Origin of the sequence: Aminobacter sp. UC22_36, from assembly GCF_044056035.1 — a bacterium.
Classification (GTDB): Bacteria; Pseudomonadota; Alphaproteobacteria; order Rhizobiales; family Rhizobiaceae; genus Aminobacter.
Map to the genome: position 1 here is coordinate 569401 of NZ_CP171996.1, position 19311 is coordinate 588711.

A 19311-nucleotide genomic window follows, 5' to 3' on the forward strand; every position below is an offset into this window, starting at 1 on the left:
GTCGCAATCCCGCTAATGACGAATTGATGGCGCGCTTCGGGCGTCTGGAGGATGTCGAACGTGGGGAATTCGTTGGGGTCCTTGCGAAGGGCGAATTGAAAGCTCTGGTTCGTTTCCCGGACAAGGCCGACAACTACCGGCTACCGGCAGATTCTTGGCGCGATCAATTTTTCGCCGAACGAACACTCCTGGCTGACGAAATTGCTAATCCGATATCCGGGCCATGGGAGGCCTTTGCCGGACGCACGCCGTTCATTCACGAGCCCGAATTTCAGGCATGGCTAGAGGGTTTCAAAGGGGAGGCGCGCAATCGCGAGACCACGTCGGGTATGTGCCTTAGGCTTGCGAAAGACGAATTAATCGACGCGGCATTCTATGGGCGCGTCTCGCCAGCTGACGCCCTTTCGCTAACTGAGAAGTGGGGATTGCCCCCATTGGATAGGCGGCCCAACGCGGCAAGTTTCGATCCGATGCGCCAAGCAAAATGGACCCTTGCGATGACAGTCGCATGGATCGTGTGGCGAACTTCGGAAGCAGTGCGTGATAATTGGGATTCTTACCGCATTGAATGTTGGGAATGGCGCGGCCATCGCTCGCGACTGCCGGTGAATGGCGGTAGTGAATGGCAAGAGGTCGAGGGTTGGGAGCTTCGGCACCAAGAACCCGCCACATTGATGCGATTGGGAATTGTCGAGGCTGTCGAGGACCCATTGAAAGATGGGCACGAGGAGATTGTTTCGGTCGCGAGCGCCAGGAAGGAGCTTTGGGACCGGCTGGCCGAAGGAGCGCTTATTGCTACAGGCGTTCCCGAGGCCACAAGTCGGCCAGTTCAGGTGCCGGCCCATGAGTGGGCATATCTCGTGGCAACTGCGGACAAAAATCTATCTGACCAGCTTAGGTTCAAGGACTCCCCGCTGAAGGTCGAATATCGAGAAGTCATGTTCTCTCGTGACGACGTGCAGCGCCTCTGGAACCAGCCGACGCCCAAGCGCTCATTGCCCGCAGCCTCGCCAATGAGGGTAGAGCACGGTGCTTTCATGTTCCTTGGTGAGGCAATCGATTGGATTATCTGCAGAGGGCTGCCTTTGCCCTCGCAGGAGTTTGCAGATCGGTGGGACGAAGCAGAGCAAAACCTCTTCGCCGTCCTCGACACCAATGTAGTCACCGTCCAGGGATATCCTGCTCCCAACATGCTCCGCGTGTATGAGGATCTGCCGCTCGGAATTTGGGCGCGCATGAACAGGGGCGGAAGCGGCGACCCTATGTTTTCATCGGTTGATGACAGTGAAGAGCGGGAAGATGGCGGCAGTGTCTTTGTAGGCGACCAAAGGTGGGATGGTGTCAGGCTGCCAACAACCTTCGTGATGAGGCAGTGGCCAACCTTTCCCGAAGGTTCGGGTGTGGATGATGCTCCCCGCCGTAGGGGGCGGCCCGCCCGATATGATTGGGCCGCGTTCGGGGCCAAGGCGTTGAGCTTGTTGGAGGAAGAAGGGGATTTTGACCCAGCCGTGGACCCAAACTGGAACCAAAGTAAGCTGGAACGCCTCATGGCAGATTGGTGCCTGGAAAGGTGGGGAACCCAACCGAGTGAGTCAGTAATTCGGATCCGGGTCAAACCGGTAGTGGTCGAGTACCGGCGAGGCCGAAAAGGGTAGCAATTACTGGCGAGCCTTTTAAGCCTTACCGTCCGACTTTCCCCGGCTAACTCGTCAATTTCTCCGCATGCACCGTGATGTGTTCCGGTGCATCCAACGGAGAAACACTATGCAGAAACTGTCAGTCACTATCCCCGAGGCGGTCACAATGACCGGAATCTCGCGGACGTCGTTCTACAAGTTGTTTGCAAACGGTACCCTAGTTCGCCGCAAGCATGGCAAACGTTCGTTGATCTTGGTCGAAGACCTTGAACGCGTCGTCCGGGCGCTTCCGGCAGCGGAGGTGTGATCGATGCACCTCAATAGCGAAACCGCCGCTCCGAAGGGCTCAATCTTCGGGAACGGCGGCTTGGTAATTTCTAAAGCTGTGGTGGCTCAGAATTACCCCAACACCCCCGCCAGTGCAACGGAAATCGCCGCCGCTGTGGTGGCCGCTCGGTTCCGCGTTTCCCCCTGCATCGCTCGCGTAATTTGCGAGCTTGCACAGATCGGCGGGAGGCTCGCATGAGCAAGAAGCTACGATTAATCGCCAAGATCGAGCCGGACGGCGCCGTCAATGAAGTCGTTGGACGCGATGCATGGGCGCTCAAGAACCTGAAGGCAGCCGGCAAGCGTGGTTGCACGCCGATCGATCACCCGGGGCCGCGCTGGAGCCACTACGTCTACAAACTGCGTGGCATGGGCTTCGTCATAGAGACCATCCACGAAGCCCATGACGGCCCGTTCGCCGGTACCCATGGTCGTTACATCCTGCATTCGGAGGTAACCATCATCGGCGAAAGGGGTATCGCGGCATGAGCAATTCAATCCCCATTGCCGTTGTCGAGAAGAACCGAACAGAGGAAGTTCGCATCTCACTCGACGTCCTGCACGGTCGGCGGTTGTTCAACACCCGCGTCTACTATGAGGTAGGCGACGGTACAAAGCGACCGGGTAAGGCAGGGCTGGCGTTACGCCTTGAGTGCCTGGAGAGTTTCGCAGAAGCCGTCACCTCGGCGCTTATGACAGCCAGGGCCAAAGGCTACCTGAAATGAGCAAGCGCGAGTTCTCCAAAGTTTCCCCGGCCGTATGGCGGTCGGGGAGGTTCACCGGGCTGGAGTGCAGCGCCGCCCAAGTCCTGTACCTCTATTTCCTCACCTGTGAGCACCAAAACAGCGCCGGCTGTTTTCGACTGCCAGACGGGTACGCCTGCTCCGACTTGCGGTGGGAGCCTGCAATGTACACTGAGGCTCGTGAGCGATTGGTTAGAGCCGACCTGATCACTTTCGATCCTGCGACCGAGGAGATCTACATAGATCGCTGGTTCAGACACAACGCTCCGATGAACGAGAAGCATTCAGTCGGAACGCGACGTATCATCGAGGCCATCGAAAGCGATGTTGTCCGCGAAAAAGTGGAGCACGAGTTCCTGGTAGCGGATGAGATCCGCACCGCCAAGATCATGCCGCCGCCGAACACCCCATTCCACACAGCCGGCCTTTCAAACAGCCGCCTTGTAAAAGGAGGGCGCTGATAATGCCCATACTCTCCCCATACGGTATCGAGACCCTATCGATATATAGAGACAGAGACCTGAGACAGAGACCCAGACCGAGAGGAGACCCAGACAAAAACCAAAGAATAGACCTTGAGACCGCGATTCGCGCTTTCGAAGGAACGCCAACCGGAACCGTTGGCGAAACGAGGACCGTTCGCGACATTGGGCTTAGGAGAGGTGAGCTAGGCCCGTCTCCTGCAGCGCTCGTCACGGGAGATGGCCATGGACCGGAGTAAGCGTCTGACGCTAAAACAGGCTGCCGGCATTGCCGGGGTGTCTCCAGATACGATTGCCAGATGGTGCAAGCGCTATGGCATCGGGAGGCAGTTGCACCGTAATGCGCCGTGGCGGGTTGACCCAGTCGGGCTTGCGATTATCTCCGATGGAGATCAAGCAGCGCTAGCGAAATACCAGCGCGGCGATTGAGGATTTGGTCAGCGAAAGTCAGGGCATCAACGAGAAGAAACGCGAACCTGGAAGCGCGCCGAACGAGAGCCTCAAAGCCTTGAGGAAGCGTCAGATGAGCTTGATGAGTGGCTTCAACACATCAACGGTTTCCGTCAGGCCCCGGGCTTCCATTTGCAGCAGAAGCGCCTCTGCGGTCATCTCCGGCCTTTTAAGTCGCATCCTCATCTCTTTGATCGCGGCACCGGCTCGGCCAAATTCAAGGGCGATGGTGTCGGCGATGAAAGCGTCCCCGGACTTGGCTTCCACAACGTCGTCTCAATACTGCCGTCCGCCGCTTCCTTCGTCTTCACGCCAATCTGTGTGGTGTCCGCGATGTCGAGGATGTCGTCGAAAAGGGCGTCGGCCTGAGCTTCCCTCGCGCGCGCGTATTGGTCCGCAAAGGAGATCAGCGCCGCTGCGAGAACGTGGGTATCTTTGGGATCGGGCAGCCCTGCGCACATCGGCAGAAAGGTGTCAAAGTCGAGAATCGTGGCATCCTCGAATGCCTCTTCCATCTGACGTCTGGCCCTTGCGGCGTTTTCAGCCGCGTCTGTATGCCCCTTACGTTGACGAATCTGCTCGATTGCGGCTTGGGTTTCATCCAGCACCTGGGTGGACCATCTGAGGCGGAAGAACTCTGCTTCTGCGAGGGTCAGCAGCAGATTCCGCCTCAGCGTGTCCGCAAGGGTGCACGCATCTATGAGCGCGGTGTAGCGATTGGCGAACAAGGCTACAGAATGTCCGCGTCCAGCTCGGCAAGTTCCGCAAGCGCCTTGCCGCGCTTCTGGTCACGGTCCCGCTTATACTGAAACAGATTCTCAGCCATAATTCGACGGTGTCGCCCGACCGTTGTGAACTGGATTTCACCCTTCTCCAGTAGTGAAATAAGAAATGGACGAGAGACATTCAGAATATCGGCAGACTGTTGCGTAGTGAGCATCTTCGATACCGGAACCAGCGTCACTGCATCGCCATTTCCGATATGGCGCAACAAATCCATCAATAGCCCAGATAAGGCTGGCGTCAGAACTATTTCTGTCGGCTTCTTCGTTTCCTCGTCCAGAACACGAAGCTTGGCATTGTTTGTGGCGTTTGCGGCTATTACCTTTCGCAGTTGGTTCGCGGCAGCCTTCTCGCCTGCGGAGGGAAGACGGTCGCCGAACTGGCGGGCAGAGGCTGGAATGGTCATGGTGAGTCGCTCTTCCGGTGAATCTTCACTTTAGCTGAGATTTGCGTTATTCGCAATAATCGAAATGAACGCAATAAGCGAAAGTCGCAATCCGACGCGCATGGTTATTCTCTTGTCATGGCTTTCTCTGTCGCAAACCTGACTCTTGGCCCTCAGTCCGGTCGACTGCGGACTTTGCGGACAGTGCCGTACATTGCCGATGATACGGAACGCCTGCAAGGGCGCCGCCTGCTAGATTCCTTGTTCGCCAACGAGGGACAGGGCCATGCGGCTGACTGCTGCGATGATCGAAAACATCCGACTCCGTGTCACGCCCGAGGAGAAGCGGCGCTTCGCGGAGGTTGCGCGTAAGCGCGGCGTAACACTCAGCGACCTGGTGCGCCTAAGCCTGACCGAAGCCACTAAGCGCGTGGCCGCATGATGGCCGCTACTGCTTCCCCCTACGAAATGAACCTCATGGCGCTTTGGCTGCGGCATCGCAACGAGTGCCGTTCTGTCGGCCAGATTGTGGCTGACGCGCGCGCCGGCCTGCTGCCGGGGGTTTACCTCCAGGGGCGCAGCTACCTGATCGATGACGAAACGGCGGCCCTAGCGGCAATGAGCAAGGGTGCGGGCAACGGTGGAGGCTATTGCTAGATGTTGCTGTTCATAGACAACCGCCCCGTTGTTCACTTGGTAACGCAAGCCGTCGATACCACCGATCGGTTGGGCTCTTACACGTTCTCCGGTCTCAACTTCGGGGATGACTTTAGCAATCGCACGCTAGTCGCCCTCATTCATCTGGTAGCCAGCGGTAACAACCGGATTGATCAGGGTAGCTGCACAATTGGCGGTGTAGGCGCCGCAGGTGGTGATTCCGGCGATGCCGGCTCTTCCCCGGTGGGGGGCGCAGGGGCTGGCGTGTGGGCTGCCAGGCCTTCGGGAACCTCGGGTAATGTCACTGTCAACTTCTCCACCGCAGCGGCCAGCGCTTGCGCAATCTACCTCTACGCCGTGACAGACTTGGCTTCCGCAACGCCGTTCGCTGAATCGTTCGGATCTGGCGGCGGTGGCGGCATAACCAGTGACCCGAGCTATCCGGCGAGCATGAACGGAACGCTGAATGTCCCGAGCGATACCGTGCACGGGGCGGTGATTTTCGGAGCAGCGAGCCGGGCGAACAACACGAGCGCAATCACCCTCGTAGGCATGACGCAGCAATACGACACCACCCTTGACGGCTCGCACCGTATCGCGGGCGGCTATGCCTTCCGGCTACCCCAAGAAACCAACCGCACAGTCGGGCTCTCGACCGGCGCCGGCAACGTCATCTTTGGCATGGAAGCCAGGTCATTCAGCTAGGAGAAAGAGCAATGCTTCCAGGAATCGGCACGTTCCTTGTGCAGGCCCCAAAAATCGATTTGGTGGCGCAGGCGGTAGACACCACCGACCGCTCAGGGTCTTACACAGTCTCGGGGCTAAATTTCGGGGCTGAATTCAGTAATCGGGCCATCATAGTGGCGGCGATGCTCGTCAACTCGGCGAACTCAGTCGTCAACCAGAGCGGGGCAACGATTGGGGGCGTGGCGGCCTCTGGGAACGATTCCGGCGATGCTGGCACTTCGCCCACGGGCGGCGCCAGTTGTGGTGTATGGGCCGCCAGGCCTTCGGGAACCTCGGGAAGCGTCAGCGTAAGTTTTGGGGCCACCTCTCAGGCATGCGCCGTGTTCGTATTTGCGGCAGAAATAGCGTCAACGACCCGTTTCGCTGAATCTGTCGGCAGCGGCGGCGCGGGCGGCATCACAAGCGACCCCAATTTCCCGGCGAGCGACAGCGGGACCATCAACATTCCGCAAGATGGGGTGTTGATCGGTGGCGTAGCCAGAGCAAACACAACGGCCCCTATCACCCTAACCGGCTTCCATAGTCAGAGAGAAATGGCGCTCGACACGGGCCACCGCATCGCGGTCGGCTGGAAGTGGTACATGCCGGCTCAAACGGCCTACCCCATTGGCTTCACCACCAGCGCGGGCGGCGTCATCTACGGAATGGAAGCGCACTCATTCGCCTGACCATTTGAGCCGGACTGAGAGGCCTGAAAACATGTCGAAAAGTAAGGGCAAATTGCGAGTCGTGAAGACAGATGAGCCGTCAACAGAAGTAGCTAAGTCCTATGAGCCTACCGAGCGCGAACAGCGCGCTATGGCGAACTTCAGGGAACGCCGGGACGGTCGGTGCCCGCTCCCCAAATTCAAGACCGAAATGAAGCCCTCGGGTGACGGTAAGTCTTCGGTCCAGGTCGATATCGACCATGAGGATTGGCTGACCGGATATGAGTTGCAGAGCGAGGCCATCAAGTCGAATAGCAATTCATACTATATCGGCACCACTGACGCCTTGGCTCAGCTCTCTCGCATCGGGGACAAGGTACACGAGAACACCTTCAATTATGCCTTCGCACTCATCGCCGGCATCGAGCCAAAGGACCAACTAGAATCCATGCTCGCCGTGCAAATGGCTGCGGTGCACATGGCCACGTTGAAGGCCGCCCGTACGCTCCAAACAGCGCAGTACGTCGAGCAGCAAGACAGCGCTCAGCGCACTTTTACCAAACTGGCCCGGACCTTCGCCACACAAGTCGAAGCCCTCAAGCGATACCGTAGCAAGGGCGAGCAACGGGTGTACGTGGAGCGGGTGACGGTCAACGAGGGCGGGCAAGCTGTAGTTGGTAACGTCGCCAGCGGGGTGGGGGTACATGAAAAAAAGTCCGCATAATCCCATGCACAGCGCTCACTCTGCCCCCAGATGCGGCGCCAAGAGTAAACGTAGCGGTGCCAGGTGCAATGCACCAGCGGTACGTGGCAAGCGCGTGTGCCGCATGCACGGGGCTTTGGCAGGCGCCCCAAGGGGCGATGCTCATGGCAGATTTAAGCACGGATTGTACACTTGTGAGAAATTGGCCAGCGAAAGGGCCATCGCCGAGTTGCTCCTCGTGTCACGGCGCGGCCTGCAAGACTTAGATCACCAACCACCCGGCGAATCACATTAGATAAATGGCTACCAGAGGGACATGGGGGGCGGTATGGCGAAGTGCATCTATCGGGAAGTAGTCTTAGACTCAAGCAATAACCCAGAAGATGGGGATGCCTCATCTGTAGAGCATATTATCCCTTGGGCATTGGGGGGCTCGAATGCCTTCACGACAAATGACGCGTCGAAGTTCGCAAACAACAGTCTAGGTTCGGAAGTGGACGCTCGGTTTGCCAACACCCTTCCCATTGCAATCATGCGTCACAGATTGCAGCTGAAGAGCCAGAGTGGGAGCATCGCACCCATAGTTTGGCATGGGGAGAGCCCAGAGGGTTTTGGCGGAACGGTGACAATTCATCATGACGGAAAGGTTGATACCGTTCTTGATTCTACCGTCAATCGACCGCAAAAGGGCCAGCCCGGACCAATATCTATCGCAGGGCCTCGTGAGCGCATCGAGGGTATACTGGATGGTATGCTCAGCGGAATGAATAAGAGAAAAGAAGTAGCGTACTCTGAAGATGGAAACTTGCTTAGTTCGCTAGACGATTTTTTTGCAATTTCGAAAAAAAGCTTGGTAGATAAGCTATCTCTTTCTGTAGAGTATTTTAATCAAGAGGCTTGGACTAGAGGAATACTGAAAATTGCCTTGGCTTCTTGTCACAAGATTCTCGGAAGCGAGTGGACATTTTCTGCCGACGCATCCGGCATCCGTCAGGCGGTTATGAACCCCAGAAAAGACTGGACCACTTTGCCCCGTGGCTTTATCGCCGGTGAGTTGGATCGCCGGCTGAGGTTGGCCATGGGGAAGACCGCCAAAATGCGGGACACATTCCAACACATCGTGACTGTGTTGCCTTCCGACAAATACGGGCGAGGCATCGTGGTCGTATCTCTTTTTGGTGGCAACGGCGTCCCGGAATCACTGATTGATATAGGTCAACTGCCCCCCTCATTTTGTGAGGCTCTCAATCGTGAAAACAACGGAGACACAATAGTGGGTTATCGAGTTGACCCAAAGACGCGAGTTACTGTCCCCATAACATTTCGCGAAGTGGATCGCCGGATGGCGACACAAGGGCCTTCTGATAAGAAATCTCTGCAGATTTATCGCGACCCAACCCTGCGCTAGTTGAACGGATCTATCCTTCGGCACGGAACCTCAAAGTCAGGGCTGGGGTACGGGATGCCTCCACCCGTTACAGTGGCCGCGCTCATGTCGAATAATGGCGCTGGGCGTTGCCCGCTTGTACGTCTCTGACGACACAATCACGAGACAGTAGGACTTCGACACGGGGCGCGAGCATCCGCGTAGGTCAAACAGGTGCCGCAAGCCCGGGCCGATCCGGTGGCATTCCTTAACGACCAGATGCTGCGGGAAATACCGCACCTCCATCTTGCCAGGGAACGGATAATCGAACTCCGGGGGCGGATTCCATGTCGGGTCCTCCCGGCCAGCTAACGCATTCGAGGGGATAACCGACGTTGCAATGACCAGTGCAGCGAGCAATTTGCCTGCCATAACCATCTGAATGTCTCCCATCGGAACCATTCAGTGTTATATAGGACGCAAATCAGTTCGGAAACAGACAAAATGTCAGGTATCGTTGCCAGATTGACTGCCGCTGAATACAACCCGGTTATGGAAGGCCGTCACATCAAAGCCGCCCGCGCCATGCTGGGCCTAAGCCAAACCGACCTGTGCAAACTGGCCGGGGTGAGCCGCGCGACTTTGAACGACCTGGAGAATGATACCGGCGACCCGCGTCGGTCATCCGCGCTGGCAGTAGAGGCGGCTTTGCGCGAAAAGGGCGTCAACTTCATTGACGATGGCGACTCCATCGGTGTGACTATGCCCAAGAGTACAAATAGGACCTGACACAGACCTTGGGAGGGATCTGTTGGCATCAAGACATTACCTCTTCCCGGACGAGGGTGAGCCGGTTCGAGTATCGCTTGAATTGCTCAACGGCCTTATCTCAGGCCGCGACGCGCTACCTCAGTATGCTGGAACGCGGCAACGTGTTCTCGGGGTAATCTTGGATTTGGAGGACGGCAAGCCGTCTCGGGTAGCTCATACCGAAACAGGGATTTGGATTTTTGACGAAGACGGCCGGATTTCCTCCGGCCTACATCGAGCGGTTGCGCTCGCGATGGATTCGATGCCGAGGCCTAGCCGACACTCCGCGACCGTGGTCGAATTGCACCCCCGCGCCAGTGAACGCATGTTCGAGAAAGAGTTTCGTTGGCAAGCTGAAAAGTCTGACATCGACCGTGTCCTGGCAGACATATGGCCTAAGCAGAAAACCGACCGCTTGAGCACTATCAAAGGTGTGTCTAAGCGAAAGCCGTCGCTGAGCTTTGAGGCAAGACATGCGCTAAATGAAATATCTGAAGGGTTCTGGAAAATACCCCTAGCTATCGAGCGTCTAAAGGAGCCAAGCCAAAAGGCATTCGGCTACGAGGCACGTTTACGCGCTGAAAGCGACCCCGATTTTGCCCCCCTGTACCGTGCCATAGCTGACATGTCCGATTGGCAGCTCGACGTTCAGAAGCGCCGACGCACCGGCAAAGGAGTCTGGTATGCCGTCGTTGAAGTGATGGCCTGGCATGATGGGGTCGGAGAGGCTGTTGCGCGGTATCACCAACGCTGCAACAGTCGCAAGGAGGCGGTGCTGGCGGCAAGGGCACTGCTTTCTGAACATGTCGCCAAATTCGACGACGATAGAACCGTTGAGGCACTACTACTCACCGAGCCTGAATGGGAGAAGCAGTCTTCTGACGACATCGGCTCAAGTTGACGGCTACCCCGCTTGATATGGGCAAACGTCGCCCCATAGCCCAGGGGAAGAGTGCCAGCCTTTGGGTTGGAGGCCCCGGTCGAGACGGCGCAGTTGATGCGACTTTTCGAGCGATACCTCAATTATCGCAAATGGCGTCCAACATCATCGACATGAGTTTGTCGCGCGCCTTCGCCTGTAAGGGTCCGATTGGCTCTGAAGTGAGCAATTGGTCTATCGAAAATCGCCGATAAGGCGGGCGTCCTGTGCCGACGTAAATCTGCCCTCGATCCCAATTGAAAACCAGCTTCCAGCTTGCGCTCTCATCTTCGGCTAGGACGCACGTAAGCGGCTTCATGCGAAATACTCCCTTGAAAAGGAGAGACTGCCAAAGCATTGGAGGCTCCGCTGTCGCCAGATCTGGCTATTGACTTCCCTTCGCTACCGAGGGGTGGTGGCTAGGCTTTTTAGGTTAGGCTAATATTAATTGCCCTCGATGCATCCTGAGCATCTGCGGGCGTGTATCGAGTACCCGCGCGGCGCGAAAGCGCCCAGGCAACAGGCTCCGTCATCGGAAGGTGACGGAGCCTTCTCATTCGTGCTTCGCGCTACGCGCAACAGTTCGCGGCTTGAGGGCCGAAGGCCAGCCAATCGCTATCTTACGGCGCCGTAAGCGTCGGGGTTTCCGCTGGGATTGTCTCCCCGCCCTTTAGGAATCGCTTAACTACGACTTGCCCCGATCATGGCGACAGCGACAATGCACGTTGACGTATATTAGCGACTCTCTATTCCTCTCTTGGCGGCACTTGCCCGTCCCTCAATCGGCGCCTTTCAAAAAGGAAACCCGAATGCGTTCGAAGTCACTCCTCCACGTTACCACCGTCGCCTCGGCAATCGTGAAGCTATTCAAATAGCCTGGAAGTCGCCGACGCGGTCGCGAGAGTCATTCCATGTCGGGCACTTCGCCAGCCCGGTAGAGGATTATGGGCTCCCCATATTCACCGATGGAAGGGTTGGCCTCTCGCGACCAAGCGACAACGCCGGCATGCTCGCTCTCGATCATCTTGGCCAAGCGAACGGCCGCATCCTCGCTCTGCATCTGGCGCGGATCGAATGCCGGCTGAAGGTTACCTTCGTCATCGCGATTGAAAGCCGCCACCACAATCAGTTTCGGCATTTTCTGTTGCGGGAGGACGTGACCGGTATTCGACATCGAGCGGTCTCCTAGATCAACGAGCCTTGGGATTGAGGCAAAATGAATTGGCTCGGTGGAAGCTCCAGCATGTTGTCAGCCGGGAGGGCTCTCACCGTCCTTGTGGTATTCAAGCGACGACATGCCGGGCATCTTGTCCTCGGGCCAGCCAACACAACAGGCGTCTATGGCGGCTGCCTCCGCTTCAAGCCACACGCTGGCCGCTTTCCCATCCTCCTCGCTAAGTTCTCCCTGAAATCCATCGTCATCCCAGCATTCCAGCGCGAACATCCCTGAGCAGGCGCGTTGAGCTGTCATGCTGGCGGCATCGATCACCGCCTGCGCCGCAGCGATGCCGCGTTGCATATCCTCCGGGGAAACTCCCTCGATTCTCAGGTGCAATCCCATCAGGGCCTCCATCGCTGATGCCCATACGTTAGCGTGATGTGAATTGACTCCGCAAGGCATCTGTTCCTATTTTGTTCTCATGCCACTGCTGTCTGAATTCCCGTCCGATAAGGTCGTCATCTCGTGCGAGAAGTGCGGAATGCGGAAGCAATACGACCGAGACGCCATGGTGCGCACGGGCGGGGACCGCACGCTAGCTCACTTGTTGGATGAGATTGTCGCCCGCGTTGGCTGCCCTAAAGCCAGCAGCCTAAGTGTCTACGAGCGGTGCGGCGCCAAGTTTGAGGAGCTGCTGGCACTGTTGAAGGGGCGGCGGGAAGAATGACGGCTGCGAAGAAACGAGAGAACTCAAAGCGCTGGCATATCCGCCAGAACCTGCCGCATCAGGTCGCGCTGCCGAACGACCTGTGCTGCATGGAGAACTATGACCTGATAGCTGCTTTCTGCCGCCGGTTCGATACAGAGCCGATGATGCAGCATGTGGTGGCCAAGTGGCCGAACGGCAAAAGCGAGGAGTTCCGGCTTTATTGCTTTGCGACCCGGGCCGATGCCGAGGTGTTCGCGGCCCATTTCGAAGGTGCGCACTTCGACCCAATCAAGGACCGCGAAAAGGGTAAAATCAACGGCGCCTGGCTGCGAACCGACGAGTGGAAGCCGTCTGAGCGGTGCGGGCCGTTGGAGCTGCCGCGCTTCTTCCGAGAATACGGGGGTAGGCCGAGCGGGCTACGCCGGGCCGCTCTCAGTCTTTCATGTCCTTGCGCCACCAGCGATTACCCATCCTATCGCCCGCAACACACCGTAGATAAGAAGTCCTCCGAGAATGAAGGCGACGGCGAAACTGCCCGATTGAGACAAGTTTGAATGGTGTCTCGCGGCGAAGATTTCATTCTGCGCCTGGAGCGCGCGGTCTAGCGATTCCGTTGCGCCGCTTTGGTAGCGGATAACCTCTCCATCCAGGCGGGGGCGTGGGTAGGTGCCATAGAAATCGATGTCCGAGAACGCTATAGCCACGCGGGGCCCTCCGACCCACGAAAAGGCAAATGCCGCCGCCCAGAACACGCCAATAGCGATGGATATCCCACCTAACACTACCCCGAGCCGATGGAAAACGCGGTGAATTCGTCGACCGGTGGAGATAGGGCTGTCGTTCACTTGCAAACCACCCACTCTTGTTCGGAGTTAATCCAACAGTAGCCGTTAGCGGTGAGCTCCCTGCCAAGCCGATCCAGGGCAGTGCAACTGGCCGCGCTCTGGTTGGCGGTAAGGATTTCACCGGTTGCGGTTTCGCCTTGGCGGCACTCAGGGCGTAACTTGTAATAATCCTGAACAGTTTTCGGGCCATCGAAGGCGAGCGCCAAAGGCAACGTGAATAAGCTAAGTGCTAAAGCAACGATAAGGCGCATTCCCTTAGCCTAATGTGACCTCCGTCGTCTTTCAACTTGTCCGTTAGGCAAGAACAGCAAGGCGGTAGACCTATCGTGAGCGGCGCGCTTCCCAAGGCTCGAGAAAATCGCCCTGCCAAAGACCGCGCCGATCCGCCTTTGCCTTGGCCTGCTCGGGTGCATAAGCGCCACGGCTGTACCGTGGCCAATCCAGTGCATGGCCGTTGCGCACAAGCCAGCGGGCCACGCTCTCGCCGTCTGCCCGGTAGCAGTCGCCCACAAAGCGCTTGTAGCGGTCGCGGCTATGGTATTCGCACCTGGTAGGGCGAGACGCGGCCAGGAACTCGTCTAGGGCATTAGCGGCGGCCTGTCCGCATCTGTAGGCCTTGCCGTTGCCATCGTGGCAAACCTGCCAGCTTTCAGGAGCATCTACGCCATTGAACCGAATGCGCTCGCCGGCAATCTCTACCGTGTCGCCGTCCACAACAGACGCTCGACCCACGACGGGGCCTTGCGCAGCCGCTTGGGCGAGGCTCAGCAATAGCGCAAGCACTGCCACCGACGATTGTGACATCGTTGCCTGACGTGTCGAATAGCGCCTCATTTTGCTGACTTGGGCTGCGCCAGCCTGACGCCGGCCCCGCCACCATTCTCTGGTATGAACACCACCCCGGCCTGTTCGAATGTGAGGCCGATTAGCTTCCTATTGGCGTCCCGCATGTCGCCACCTTTTTCAAAGGCGCGAATTGAGACGGCGCTGATTGACACCCGTTCCGCTAGGTCACCCTGGGTCCAGTTCAGTAGGGCACGGGCGGCTCGACACTGCTCAGGGGAAATCATTAACTTTCCTTTTTCGCAAGTTTAGGCTTGAAACCGAAACTTACATGGGTTATGAAAAAAGCAAGTTAGCGTTCAATTCCACAAGTTACAAGCGGAGTGTTCGTGCAATGTTCTCCCGTTCACAGATACTATCGACCGCATGGGCTATGTACCGCAGGCACTTTGCCGCTCGGCCGCATCTGAAATTCAAGTTCGATCGCTCCGATTTCGGCTTCTACCTCGCCACGGCGTGGCGGAACGCAAAGGCCTCAGCGTTGTCGTTGGTAGAGCGCCGCACCGAAGCCCTCGCCAACCAGATCGAAGCCTTGAGCTTCAAGACGCTGCGGTATGACACCGCCCCAATGCGCCGGGCCTTGGAAAGCCAGATGTCCGCGTTTTCAGCCTAGGCGCACAGCGCCCAACCTTAACAAAACTCAACATCAGGGAGACAAAACAATGTCCACGCGCAAGGTGGCAGCCGCCGAAGGCATGCCCGAAATCAACCGCCGCACCGCTCTTGTTGCTGGTGCAAACCTCGCCCTCTCCACCGCCGTCCTTGGGGTGACGGTTTCCCCTTCCGAGGCCGCCGAGCCAGAACAACCTTGGGTGAAGGCCCGTAGGTTGGCCCGCGAACTCTCCGACACCCTGGCCCAATGCGATGACGGGCACACTATGGCCTACATCTACCCGGCGTCTGCAGGGTTTCACAGCAATATACTTTTTGGAGACATGGAGGGCTCTGCCGAGCACCGGCTAGAGTTTCACGCCAAGGCCTACGCCATGGCAGCGCGCGATATCGATCCCACCGCGACCTCTCTTTGGATGGGCCGAGCCGTCGACCCTGACAATCCGCAGCGCTTCAACATCGTCATCGTGCAGGAGGCCTGACCATGGCCAACAATGTCGTTGTTCTTGCCGCTGTGCGAGCCGAGCGCGTACCCGAGGCGGTCATGCCCGACAGGCTCGCAGCGTCTTGGGCTGAGGGTTGGGCTCGCGTCCAGATGTGCCACCATCAGCGCGAGGTGGCTTGGTGGCGCTATCGCCTTGCCGTCAACGTGCACGGCCTCAATAGCCTAGAGGTTATGCAGGCCAAGCGTTACCGAGTGTCGGTTGAGCGGGCATGGGAACACGAGGCCTATCAACTCCTGTTCGTTCCGGCGCCGGCCGTTCGATTTCTTCGCTGGAAAGAGCGCTTCGCCACGGGCACCCGCTGGAGCCCTCACGTAGAGGCGGCACTTATGCGCGACCGCAAAACGCACGCCGTCCGCATCGAGGGTAGCCGCAAAGCCGCAACCACCATGAGAGCAAGGAAGGGGGCCTAACAATGACCCGGCTTATTCCGCAGAGCGACATGAGCGCTGACGACCTCATGAAGTGCAGTTACCAAGCGCAGTCGATCCTATCACTTTGCATCCGGGTGGCCGACGACGCTTCGCTAGGGAAGGCCGCGCCTGCTCCCAGCGCGGACATCTCCCAAGCGCTTACGGTCGCATTGGAATTGGTCGGGGCCATGCACGACGCCCTTGAATCCCATGAGGGTCTGAAAGGCGGTGTGCAATGACCTATCGCGACAATCTCACGTCTAGCCTCGCCAATACCATGGAACTGGCCGCCGACTTGGCCACCGAGATCCATACGGCACTTGAACGGAGCGCGCTCAAATGAACATCACCCGACGTCTGCTGCTTCAGCGCGGCATGGCCGGAGCCGTTGCCGCAACTGGCGCAGCGACCGATGCAGAGCCGACCCCGCGCCAAAGGCTTGAGGCTGCGGTAGTCGAACTAAAGGCAGCCGCAACCTGCATATGGCCCACGGCGAATGACTGGATTATCAATTTAGACGGCACTCCGTCCGTCCCGCTGCTTATCACCAACTACGATCCAGACGCCAAGCCAAGGCGAGGTAGCGCCAGGGCTAGTTGGGAAGCCAAGGACCGAGGGGCGCCGAAATGAGCAACCGCCTCAATCTCCATGACGCAAACGTTCGCCGTAGTATCGAGAATGAGATCGAGCGGCTGATAGCTAAAGTCGGCCCGAATTGGCGCTGTCTTGATTTTAATCAAATGAAATCAAGCAAGTGTCATTTCGAATCCGTAATGATACTGCTCTCAAGGTGAGACGTCACCAAGTTCCACCAGTGGGTCAGCAGGGTCGACCACAATCTTTGACATATCAACGGGCGCTGACTGGCAGTGTATCAGGCCGAAGAGTCGGCTAGCCGCAAAAGGCAGGCCGGCGCCGACACTGGGAACCTGCATGCAAACGCTTACATCTGTGCCTTTTGATACCTCCCAAAAGAAAGCTGGTCTGACGACGCCCGGATCACTCCCATTGGCTGGGTTGAAATATGGGGCTTGTATCTTGAAATCTGTGATTGGCCCGCTTGCAGGAGCTGTCTGCACGGGTCGGCAATAAGCGTTATGTTGTTCGTTCTGATACACGGAATTGAGGAGCGTATAATCCAGTGACGCCTTGCATTCAAAAATGATGTTTGTGTCTACGTCTATAACCAATGTATATGACGCAAGAGAAGTGTGGGAATATTTTCCGCCTACTGCATTGTTAGCAACAATATGAATAGCAGATCCCGACACGTCTGGGATAAGTTCGAGTTTTGTTGCGGATGCTGGCAAGGCCATCAGGCTGGCAGTCACAAGTCCAGCCATCAATACAAGATTGCGCATGGGGCAGTCCCTCCGACTGTCAGATATCTTGCGCCTTGTCATGTTAATCAGCAATAGGAATCCAGGGCGACTTCTTGAGGCACCCGCCAACTTGGGCGCCACTTCCTGGCGAAGCGTCCTAAGGTTGAAGCACTCGACCGAGAAAGCACGCGGCGCGCAAAGCCAAAGGCGAGAGGCGAAGCGGTTTCGAAGCTGTCGGCTTATCTGTCTCCTTTCCATCTTTCGAAAGGGTCGATTCCGTTCTTGAGCCAATGCTGCGAGGTATGTCTCACTAAGTCATAGGGGCCTTGAGTACGGTACTCGAACGATTGAACCACATCCGGCCTACGCATGCTCTCCCACAAGTGTGCGGTCAGTGATCGGGAGGTCTTCGCCACAGCATGTTCGCGGGCAACTTCGCCATCTGAGAACTTGCCAATAAAGAGTTCAACTGCAGCCACTAGGCTGTGGGCATCGTCATGCGGAACGAAGCGGAGGTGGTCGAGTTCAAGTAATGCGCGGGCTTCCCGTTCTTCCTCAAACTTTTCTGGACTAGAAATCCATCCAATGCCGCCGATGGACACCTCCAGCGTTCCCATCTGGCACGCGTTGTAAAAAACACGGTACCGCCTGCCATACTCAGGCCCGTCGCTTAGATAATCTCTTATCTCGGTGTCTCGAAGCTCTTCGATTGCCCATGGATCAGCTATGTGCCTGTTCAACATGACCCCAAACCATTTGAAGTCGTCGAATAGAATATGGTGTGCGGGCGTAATGAACGACTTCACGCCATTTTCACAGATAGAGGAAGGAAGCTGGTGGACCGGCGCGTGGCGCTCACCATCCTCGATGGCCGCCACAATGCCTGAGTAATCTTTGTGGATGACCCGTTCTTCGACGAGATCGAGGCGATGCGCCAAGTTGTAGAGCGCAACAATCAGCAACAGGGCCACAATCGCCCAGCTGAACGTCTGGTCATCAATGCCAAACAGATCTTTCGCCCAGTAGACGATAAGAGCCCCAAACCCGATACCAGCCCATACCAGCATTTGCCGAGTCATTCAGACCGCCCCCAACGCATTTCTCAAGAATGCTCTCGGGCCTACTCGACGGCAAGACTGGACCTTCGAGTCGCTAATCCTGGGTTCCACTGTAACTAGGAAAGGCATTTCAGAATGCGCATCCCGTGGAGAAATCCAGTTCACACCGTTTCGAGCGCGAAATAGAGGGCTGCAATCCATCTAAGTGGGGAAGAAAGTGGGGATCGGCCAAGCTTTCCTTAGAAAGGAAAGCAAAATCAATTTTTTAGGATAATCCGCTGGTGGTGTGCGCAGTCTCTCGCGAACGGGCCTCAACCGACGATTAGCCTGATAGCACCCCAAATTCAGGGAATTTCGTCACGTTTCAGGTGCTTCATCGGTTCTGTGCGACGAATTGTTGAGGCAGCGCAGAGGTTTACGTCGCAATTCCCTATGAAACGGAACAGGGAATGTCTTTCAGCCTAGTAGGGAATTTCGGTATCCGTGCAGGGTAATGGTCTGAGCCGCCGCGACACCCTTCAGAGGTGCTGTCGTCTCTTGGTTGACGAGATCAAACCGGCACGGCTTGCAGCTTTCATGAAAGCCTTTCGGGCCTCTTTCGGCGCTCGCCAGCCATCAAGAGCGTCGCGGCATGCGCGATAAGCGGCTCGATACGAGCGACCGCGAGCCCAGTCAGGCCAATGCTCGTTCATAAACTCGATCGCTTCCAACGAACTTGCAACGACACGTTCGCCCCAGGGCCTCAGCGTCAGCTTAACCGGATCTGGAAAGCGCACATCGTTCATCGCTTTATCCATCAGGTTTGCTTCGCGGACCATGTTGGCACGCTCGCGCCGAGCTTGGCCGCCATTCAGTGCATTGTGGCCGCACCGAATTCGCCAATCGAAGGGGTTGGGGCTACATTTTCGGATCGTGGGGCAAGAAGGTCATGTCTCCGGGCAAAGGCGACAAACATGCCGCGGGCGGTTTCCGCTTCGATCTCACCGGCGAGCGCTGCCTTGCAGGCGTGGAAAGCAATCACATGCGCCGGATCCCTTCTTGACGGTGGCCATTCGTAAAGAACTGCGATGGCTTCAGTCACGGACTTGACCTCCGTCGGGAAACCGAGACCGACGAGGATGGTGACGGGACGTTCGAACAGGTTGTGTTCCATTGGTTTCCTCCTTTCTTCATCGGACGCTTTGGCAAGCG

At 57.2% G+C, this 19311-nt stretch carries 31 protein-coding genes; 20 read left to right on the top strand and 11 right to left on the bottom strand.

The genetic code is table 11. From position 1 onward, the window contains the following. Window positions 1-26: 26 nt before the first annotated feature. From ACHMW7_RS05780 to ACHMW7_RS05805, 6 genes are all read left to right on the top strand, one after another. A complete protein-coding gene (locus tag ACHMW7_RS05780; protein WP_395449381.1) occupies window positions 27-1655 on the top strand; it encodes a hypothetical protein in 1629 nt (542 codons plus the stop codon). Window positions 1656-1803: 148 nt separating this feature from the next. After that, window positions 1804-1944: a hypothetical protein gene (locus tag ACHMW7_RS05785; protein WP_395449382.1), complete on the top strand. Its 141-nt coding sequence runs from the start codon at window positions 1804-1806 to the stop codon at window positions 1942-1944. Between the two features lie 215 nt (window positions 1945-2159). Beyond that, window positions 2160-2453 (top strand): hypothetical protein, encoded by a 294-nt coding sequence (locus ACHMW7_RS05790; protein ID WP_395449383.1) that lies wholly within the window; start codon window positions 2160-2162, stop codon window positions 2451-2453. Then, window positions 2450-2689 (top strand): PC4/YdbC family ssDNA-binding protein, encoded by a 240-nt coding sequence (locus ACHMW7_RS05795; protein WP_395449384.1) that lies wholly within the window; start codon window positions 2450-2452, stop codon window positions 2687-2689. Before ACHMW7_RS05790 ends, ACHMW7_RS05795 begins: the two co-directional genes overlap by 4 nt. Beyond that, window positions 2686-3168, top strand: coding sequence for a hypothetical protein (locus ACHMW7_RS05800; RefSeq protein ID WP_395449385.1), 483 nt, complete (start codon window positions 2686-2688; stop codon window positions 3166-3168). Before ACHMW7_RS05795 ends, ACHMW7_RS05800 begins: the two co-directional genes overlap by 4 nt. 246 nt (window positions 3169-3414) lie before the next feature. Continuing rightward, on the top strand, window positions 3415-3618 hold the full coding sequence (locus tag ACHMW7_RS05805) for a helix-turn-helix domain-containing protein (protein WP_395449386.1): 204 nt from the start codon (window positions 3415-3417) through the stop codon (window positions 3616-3618). Window positions 3619-3821: 203 nt separating this feature from the next. Here the strand turns inward: ACHMW7_RS05805 and ACHMW7_RS05810 are convergent, their stop codons facing one another. Beyond that, window positions 3822-4367: a hypothetical protein gene (locus ACHMW7_RS05810; protein ID WP_395449387.1), complete on the bottom strand. Its 546-nt coding sequence runs from the start codon at window positions 4365-4367 to the stop codon at window positions 3822-3824. Window positions 4368-4369: 2 nt separating this feature from the next. Next, window positions 4370-4828, bottom strand: a complete 459-nt coding sequence (locus tag ACHMW7_RS05815) for an excisionase family DNA-binding protein (protein WP_395449388.1) — start codon at window positions 4826-4828, stop codon at window positions 4370-4372. A 265-nt stretch (window positions 4829-5093) separates the two neighbouring features. Between ACHMW7_RS05815 and ACHMW7_RS05820 the strand changes: the two genes are divergently transcribed. The 9 genes from ACHMW7_RS05820 (at window position 5094) to ACHMW7_RS05860 (ending at window position 10638) form a co-directional block, all read left to right on the top strand. Next, window positions 5094-5249 carry a type II toxin-antitoxin system RelB/DinJ family antitoxin gene (locus ACHMW7_RS05820; RefSeq protein WP_395449389.1) on the top strand — a complete coding sequence of 52 codons (156 nt, stop codon included), beginning with the start codon at window positions 5094-5096 and terminating at the stop codon, window positions 5247-5249. Continuing rightward, on the top strand, window positions 5246-5464 hold the full coding sequence (locus tag ACHMW7_RS05825) for a hypothetical protein (protein ID WP_395449390.1): 219 nt from the start codon (window positions 5246-5248) through the stop codon (window positions 5462-5464). The genes ACHMW7_RS05820 and ACHMW7_RS05825 overlap by 4 nt, the downstream gene beginning before the upstream one ends. Continuing rightward, the gene (locus tag ACHMW7_RS05830) at window positions 5465-6169 is read left to right on the top strand and encodes a hypothetical protein (protein ID WP_395449391.1); all 705 of its coding nucleotides are present in this window, start codon (window positions 5465-5467) and stop codon (window positions 6167-6169) included. Window positions 6170-6180: 11 nt separating this feature from the next. Next, on the top strand, window positions 6181-6879 hold the full coding sequence (locus tag ACHMW7_RS05835; protein WP_395449392.1) for a hypothetical protein: 699 nt from the start codon (window positions 6181-6183) through the stop codon (window positions 6877-6879). A gap of 31 nt (window positions 6880-6910) precedes the next feature. Further along, window positions 6911-7582 carry a hypothetical protein gene (locus tag ACHMW7_RS05840; protein WP_395449393.1) on the top strand — a complete coding sequence of 224 codons (672 nt, stop codon included), beginning with the start codon at window positions 6911-6913 and terminating at the stop codon, window positions 7580-7582. A 4-nt stretch (window positions 7583-7586) separates the two neighbouring features. Next, entirely contained in the window at window positions 7587-7856 is a 270-nt protein-coding gene (locus ACHMW7_RS05845; protein WP_395451272.1) for an HGGxSTG domain-containing protein, read from the top strand. Between the two features lie 33 nt (window positions 7857-7889). Continuing rightward, the gene (locus ACHMW7_RS05850) at window positions 7890-8969 is read left to right on the top strand and encodes a hypothetical protein (RefSeq protein ID WP_395449394.1); all 1080 of its coding nucleotides are present in this window, start codon (window positions 7890-7892) and stop codon (window positions 8967-8969) included. A 462-nt stretch (window positions 8970-9431) separates the two neighbouring features. Beyond that, window positions 9432-9716 (top strand): helix-turn-helix transcriptional regulator, encoded by a 285-nt coding sequence (locus ACHMW7_RS05855; protein WP_395449395.1) that lies wholly within the window; start codon window positions 9432-9434, stop codon window positions 9714-9716. A 22-nt stretch (window positions 9717-9738) separates the two neighbouring features. Further along, window positions 9739-10638, top strand: coding sequence for a hypothetical protein (locus ACHMW7_RS05860; protein WP_395449396.1), 900 nt, complete (start codon window positions 9739-9741; stop codon window positions 10636-10638). 922 nt (window positions 10639-11560) lie between these two features. Here the strand turns inward: ACHMW7_RS05860 and ACHMW7_RS05865 are convergent. Continuing rightward, complete coding sequence (locus tag ACHMW7_RS05865; protein WP_395449397.1) at window positions 11561-11830, bottom strand: hypothetical protein; 270 nt, start codon at window positions 11828-11830, stop codon at window positions 11561-11563. Window positions 11831-11905: 75 nt separating this feature from the next. Further along, window positions 11906-12217, bottom strand: a complete 312-nt coding sequence (locus tag ACHMW7_RS05870; RefSeq protein WP_395449398.1) for a hypothetical protein — start codon at window positions 12215-12217, stop codon at window positions 11906-11908. A 321-nt stretch (window positions 12218-12538) separates the two neighbouring features. On the opposite strand from ACHMW7_RS05870, the gene ACHMW7_RS05875 reads away from it, so the two are divergent. Further along, window positions 12539-13078, top strand: coding sequence for a hypothetical protein (locus ACHMW7_RS05875; RefSeq protein WP_395449399.1), 540 nt, complete (start codon window positions 12539-12541; stop codon window positions 13076-13078). Window positions 13079-13365: 287 nt separating this feature from the next. Here the strand turns inward: ACHMW7_RS05875 and ACHMW7_RS05880 are convergent, their stop codons facing one another. From ACHMW7_RS05880 to ACHMW7_RS05890, 3 genes are all read right to left on the bottom strand, one after another. Then, the gene (locus ACHMW7_RS05880; RefSeq protein ID WP_395449400.1) at window positions 13366-13620 is read right to left on the bottom strand and encodes a hypothetical protein; all 255 of its coding nucleotides are present in this window, start codon (window positions 13618-13620) and stop codon (window positions 13366-13368) included. Window positions 13621-13690: 70 nt separating this feature from the next. Then, window positions 13691-14173, bottom strand: a complete 483-nt coding sequence (locus tag ACHMW7_RS05885; RefSeq protein WP_395451273.1) for a thermonuclease family protein — start codon at window positions 14171-14173, stop codon at window positions 13691-13693. Between the two features lie 26 nt (window positions 14174-14199). Continuing rightward, complete coding sequence (locus tag ACHMW7_RS05890; protein WP_395449401.1) at window positions 14200-14439, bottom strand: multiprotein-bridging factor 1 family protein; 240 nt, start codon at window positions 14437-14439, stop codon at window positions 14200-14202. A gap of 44 nt (window positions 14440-14483) precedes the next feature. Between ACHMW7_RS05890 and ACHMW7_RS05895 the strand changes: the two genes are divergently transcribed. Genes ACHMW7_RS05895 through ACHMW7_RS05910 form a run of 4 tightly spaced genes read left to right on the top strand, consistent with a single transcriptional unit; the run spans window position 14484 to window position 15979 of the window. After that, entirely contained in the window at window positions 14484-14825 is a 342-nt protein-coding gene (locus tag ACHMW7_RS05895) for a hypothetical protein (RefSeq protein WP_395449402.1), read from the top strand. Window positions 14826-14874: 49 nt separating this feature from the next. Beyond that, window positions 14875-15306 (top strand): hypothetical protein, encoded by a 432-nt coding sequence (locus tag ACHMW7_RS05900; protein ID WP_395449403.1) that lies wholly within the window; start codon window positions 14875-14877, stop codon window positions 15304-15306. 2 nt (window positions 15307-15308) lie between these two features. Further along, window positions 15309-15740 (top strand): hypothetical protein, encoded by a 432-nt coding sequence (locus tag ACHMW7_RS05905; RefSeq protein ID WP_395449404.1) that lies wholly within the window; start codon window positions 15309-15311, stop codon window positions 15738-15740. 2 nt (window positions 15741-15742) lie between these two features. Beyond that, window positions 15743-15979: a hypothetical protein gene (locus tag ACHMW7_RS05910; RefSeq protein ID WP_395449405.1), complete on the top strand. Its 237-nt coding sequence runs from the start codon at window positions 15743-15745 to the stop codon at window positions 15977-15979. Between the two features lie 546 nt (window positions 15980-16525). Here ACHMW7_RS05910 and ACHMW7_RS05915 read toward each other — a convergent pair. The 4 genes from ACHMW7_RS05915 to ACHMW7_RS05930 form a co-directional block, all read right to left on the bottom strand. Next, complete coding sequence (locus ACHMW7_RS05915) at window positions 16526-17101, bottom strand: hypothetical protein (protein ID WP_395449406.1); 576 nt, start codon at window positions 17099-17101, stop codon at window positions 16526-16528. Between the two features lie 200 nt (window positions 17102-17301). Beyond that, on the bottom strand, window positions 17302-18141 hold the full coding sequence (locus tag ACHMW7_RS05920; protein WP_395449407.1) for a hypothetical protein: 840 nt from the start codon (window positions 18139-18141) through the stop codon (window positions 17302-17304). Window positions 18142-18638: 497 nt separating this feature from the next. After that, a complete protein-coding gene (locus tag ACHMW7_RS05925) occupies window positions 18639-18938 on the bottom strand; it encodes a DUF982 domain-containing protein (protein ID WP_310326004.1) in 300 nt (99 codons plus the stop codon). A 32-nt stretch (window positions 18939-18970) separates the two neighbouring features. Next, window positions 18971-19273, bottom strand: coding sequence for a DUF982 domain-containing protein (locus ACHMW7_RS05930; protein ID WP_154387589.1), 303 nt, complete (start codon window positions 19271-19273; stop codon window positions 18971-18973). Window positions 19274-19311: the final 38 nt, after the last annotated feature.